3 protein-coding genes and 1 pseudogene are annotated in these 4693 nt (G+C 63.7%); 2 read left to right on the top strand and 2 right to left on the bottom strand.

Features of this window, described 5'->3' with window-relative positions:
• Nucleotides 1-505 precede the first annotated feature (505 nt).
• Nucleotides 506-1222, bottom strand: coding sequence for an energy transducer TonB (locus KMAL_RS16040; protein WP_338043514.1), 717 nt, complete (start codon nucleotides 1220-1222; stop codon nucleotides 506-508).
• Between the two features lie 119 nt (nucleotides 1223-1341).
• Here KMAL_RS16040 and KMAL_RS16035 point away from each other — a divergent pair, with 119 nt between their 5' ends.
• Nucleotides 1342-1800 carry a DUF2946 family protein gene (locus KMAL_RS16035; protein WP_014106937.1) on the top strand — a complete coding sequence of 153 codons (459 nt, stop codon included), beginning with the start codon at nucleotides 1342-1344 and terminating at the stop codon, nucleotides 1798-1800.
• A gap of 121 nt (nucleotides 1801-1921) precedes the next feature.
• Nucleotides 1922-4024, top strand: a complete 2103-nt coding sequence (locus tag KMAL_RS16030) for a TonB-dependent receptor (RefSeq protein WP_110560079.1) — start codon at nucleotides 1922-1924, stop codon at nucleotides 4022-4024.
• A gap of 18 nt (nucleotides 4025-4042) precedes the next feature.
• On the opposite strand, the pseudogene KMAL_RS16025 reads toward KMAL_RS16030, so the two are convergent.
• Nucleotides 4043-4600, bottom strand: a pseudogene (locus KMAL_RS16025) (lipopolysaccharide biosynthesis protein); the annotation flags it as partial.
• Nucleotides 4601-4693: the final 93 nt, after the last annotated feature.

The following is a 4693-nucleotide window of genomic DNA, read 5'->3' as shown; positions in this document are numbered from 1 at the left end:
GCGGAGGACAACTCCCAATCTGCTCAAAACGCAGACCGGAGGCCATCGCAAAAACCGTCAATCAAATCGCCAAAACCCAGAAATTACCGGCCAAGCACATCAATCAGGGGTTCTTCGATCCCTCCAAATGCATTAGGAATGATTGTTTATATTATCTTTTTTTATCTCATTATATATATCACCTATTCATTTTTATAGCATAAAATGACATGATGGATCGGCTACACAGGGCATATATTCTGATGCCCTTAGCATGTGCTGACTTTAGCCATGCAAGAAATTAAGACAGCCCCGACCGTCAGGATGGATGGTCGATCGTGATCGGGGCTGCCATCACCAGAAAACGCATGTTTCCGGCGACACACCCTTTATGCGGAAAATATTCCTAAAAAAATGATAACCAGCCTTCTATCCCGCCCTCAAGCAGCGCGCTAATTTTTTAAAACGGACATTCTTATACGCATAGGCGGCTGCCTGCACAGGGTTGCCGAACGTCCCTTCACCATTAATGCAGGCGAAACGTAACCGGCAGCAGGACATGCGTGCCCTCCAGCGGGCGACCCTGCGGGGTGCACTGGACCTTACGCGCAGCGGCAAGGGCCGTGCTGTCCAGGTCATCATAGCCGGTGCCGGATTTCAGGCTGACCTGTACCACCTGCCCCTCGCTCCCCAGCACGACATCAACCAGCGCATTGCCTTCCTCATGCATGTGACGGGCCATGGCGGGGTAACGCCAGGCGGGGGGCGTGCAATGGGGCGCGGTTGGCACAACCGCCGCAGTCTGTGCTGCGCCAGGCACGGCCGGGCCATTCTGCGTTGCCGCAGGGGCAGACCCAACCGGTGCGGCAACACGAGCTTGGGCCGAGGGCTGAGCAGACGGTGACCGGGATTGCGCAACAGGGCGCACGGCGGGCCGGGCGGTAACAGCAGGCAGCGTGGCCACGGCTTTTGGCTGTGGCTGTGGCTGTGGCTGTGGCTGTGGCGTAGCCTCTTGCGGGGGCGGTGCAACCCCGGGCTGGTCAAAAAAGACCTGAATGCTGTTTTTTTCCGCTGGGGCCGCGGGCACGGGCGCGCGGGCGGGCAGCAGCCACGCGGCAATCAGGCCGTGGCCCAGCACGGCAGCCATGATGGCCCAGCCCGCAAGCAGCCGCCCGCGCCGCCAGCCGGCGGGGCCGGTTGACGTGACAAGAATCCGGCCTGCCGTTCTGTCCTGCTGCTGCACGCTTCCATCCATTGGGGCATGGGCGCGGGCTGCCTTGTCATTTGACAAAAAGCCCCCGACCTCCGAGAACACTGTCCTGTTACCGCCTTTATCTTACAACCGCAAAGAACCTGTCCATCATGGGCCAAGCCCGCCACCCCTTCATGCATGACATGCCTGTGATCCGCTGGGTCATGGTGCTGTGTGCGTGCCTGGGGCTATGGGGCCAGTTGCTGGTTGAAAGCCGCAGCCTGCCCGGCGAACTGCCGCGCGGCACCATCATGCGGCTGACGGGAATCGATATCGCTCCCGTCGCAACGCGGACAGAACGCCACGCAGCGCCGCCGCATCACCACATGGCGATGGCGAACGCGCCCCATGAGCATGGCGACATGCCCCCCCATGGCCACGACCATGCCGAAGGCTGCCCGCTCTGCCCGCTCCTGCACCTGCCTGCCCTTGCGCTGGTGGTTCTGCCCTTCCTGCCCCTGCCGCCCATGGCATGGGCCGCCCACCGGCACGAACCCCGCCAGCCCCGCGCGCCCCCTCCCACTCCGCTGGGGCTGCCCCCGGCCTGCGGGCCACCTTCCATCTCCTGAACTCACGCGCTGCCGCGCGTCCATACGGGCGTGCGCGTCTTTCGTTTTCCTGTTCAGGACATGAAAAGTGACTTCCATGAAAAAAACGGCCCCCCCCCTCGTGGTGGCCGCAGGCGGCTGCATGCTGGCGGCCTCCCTGCACCCGCTGGGCGCGCGCGCCCAGACAACCGTGACCCTGCCCGGCCTCTCGATCGAGGATACGGCGGACAGCACCCCCATGGGCGACCGCCTGCTTTCAGCGGCGTCCCCTTCCGCCACGCAGCGCACGGCGGCCAGCCTGAGCAGCCCCGATGCCGCCAGCCTGTTTCGCAACCAGCCCGGTGTCAGCACGTATTCCGCAGGCGGGCTGGCCTCGCTGCCCGTGCTCAACGGCATGGCCGATGACCGCGTGGCCACCGTGGTCGATGGCGTGCGCATCGCCTCGGGCTGCCCCAACCACATGAACCCTGCCCTGTCCTTCATCGACCCCGACAGCGTGGACACCGCCACCGCCATCGCGGGCATAACCCCCGTGAGCATGGGCGGCGACAGCACCGGCGGCACGATCGATGTCGAGCGCAAGGACCCGCAGTTTGCGAGGCATGGCAAGGTGCTCGTGACCGGGCATGTCACCGGCACCTATCGCAGCAATGGCGGCGGGTATGGCGCCTCGGGCAGCCTGACGGTGGCCAATGACACGTTCAGCCTGCGCTACAATGCCTCCTACGCGCAGGCGGGTGATTATGAAGGTGGCGGGGATGCGGGGCTGGTGCGCTCGACAAGCTACCTGACCTACAACCATGCCGTGACCTTTGGCGTGCACAAGGGCAACCATCTGCTGGCCCTGACCTTTGGCCAGCAGGACACCCCGCATGAAGGGTTTGCCAACCAGTACATGGACATGACGAACAACCGCTCCACCTTCGTCAACGGCAAGTATCTCGGCACGTTCGACTGGGGCGAGCTTGAGGCCCGGGGCTACTGGCAGCGCGAGGACCACGCCATGGACTTCCTGCCCGACCGCGCCAAGACCACCCACATGCCCATGAACACCAATGCCCGCATGGCCGGCTACAGCATCAAGGCCACCATCCCCCTGGCGGAAGGCCAGACCCTGCGGCTGGGCAGTTCGTTCGACCATTCCGGCCTCAATGACTGGTGGCCGCCGGTTGCGGGCAGCATGATGATGGGGCCGGACACCTATCACAGCATCAATAACGGCCACCGCGACCGGCTGGGCCATTTTGTGGAATGGGAGGCCGCCTGGACCCCGCGCGTGACCACGCTGCTGGGCTTTCGCAATGACCTGGTCATGATGAATACCGGCCCGGTATCGGGCTATTCATCGACCATGAGCATGATGAACATGGCCAACATCAACGCGGCCAATGCCTTCAACACCACCGACCGGGGCCGGACGGATGTGAACTTCGATGTCACCGCCCTGGTGCGCTGGAAGCCACGCCGCGACCTGACCATCGAGGGCGGCTATGCCCGCAAGACCCGCTCGCCCAACCTGTACGAGCGCTATGCCTGGGGCCGCTCGGCCATGGTCACGAGCATGATCAACTGGTTTGGCGATGGCAACGGCTACGTGGGCAACCCCGACCTCAAGCCCGAGGTCGCCAATACCGCCTCCATCACCGCTGACTGGCATGACCCCGATGGCGACCGGTGGGACCTCAAGGTCCAGCCCTACTACACCTACACCCACGACTACATAAACGCCTACCGCCTTGCCAGCGCGAGGCAGTTCTACACGCTGGGCTTTGCCAACCATAATGCCCAGAGCTACGGCATCAACGGATCGGGCAATTACCGGCTGTGGCAGAATGCCCGCTTTGGCCGGGGCGAGATCGTGGCCAACCTCAACTGGGTGCGCGGGCAGGACCTGACCAATGGCGCGGGGCTGTACCACCAGATGCCCACCAATGGCAGCGTCACGCTGAACGAACGGTGGAAGAACTGGAGCGGCCGGGTCGAGATGACCTTCGTCAAGGCCAAGGACACGGTGGACTGGGTGCGCAACGAACCCCGCACCCCCGGCTATGCCCTGCTGGGGCTGGGCGGGCAGTATCACTGGCGCTACATGACGCTCGATGCCAGCATCGACAACGTGCTGAACCAGAAATACGAACTGCCGCTGGGCGGCTGGTCGCTGGCCGATTACGCCGCCACCGGCAGCCTGCGCGCCCTGCCCGGCATGGGGCGGTCGTTCAATGTGAGCCTGACGGCGAGCTTCTGATCTGAGCGGGGCGGTCCATCAGGAGGTGCCCGTCCCGCCTTCCCCGCCCTGTGTTTCCGCCGTGACGGGGCGGGCGGGTGCACGGCCCGGCGCCATCTGGCCAAACCAGGCCAGCACCGGGCGCAGGCAGATGCCAAACATGATCAGTCCCGCCACGACGCCTGCCGCCGCAGCCCCCTCAAGCCGCCACAGCCGGGTCATGCCATAAACCAGCGGCAGGTAGGTCAGGGTCACGATGATGCGGGTACGGAGCACGCGCGAGACCTGGCCGATCACGGTCAGCAGTGGTTCGAGCGGCACGATGCCCAGGCCCAGCACGGCGCTGCCCAGCATGAGCATGATCAGGTGGCGGCCACCATGCCAGTGCACATGCAGCATCCATGTCAGCAGGATGTTGCCCATCAGCATCGCCACCCCCATGAGGGCGATGGAAAAACCACCAATCGTGAGGAAAAGCTGCACGGTCACGCGCTTGATGCCGTACCAGTCCTGCCTGTCACGCAGGCGGATGAATTCGGGGTACAGGGCGGGCACCATGAGCTGAGAGGTGGTCCCCATTTTTCGGACAGGGCGATAAGCTATCATCTGGCCTGAACGAGGACGGGTTTTATGGGCAAGGTTACGCGGAAGAGGTATGCGGCAGAGTTCAAGTCACGGGTTGCGCTGGAG

The organism is Novacetimonas maltaceti (genome assembly GCF_002906255.1).
GTDB classification, from domain to species: domain Bacteria; phylum Pseudomonadota; class Alphaproteobacteria; order Acetobacterales; family Acetobacteraceae; genus Novacetimonas; species Novacetimonas maltaceti.
This window is presented reverse-complemented; position numbering and strand designations above follow the sequence as displayed.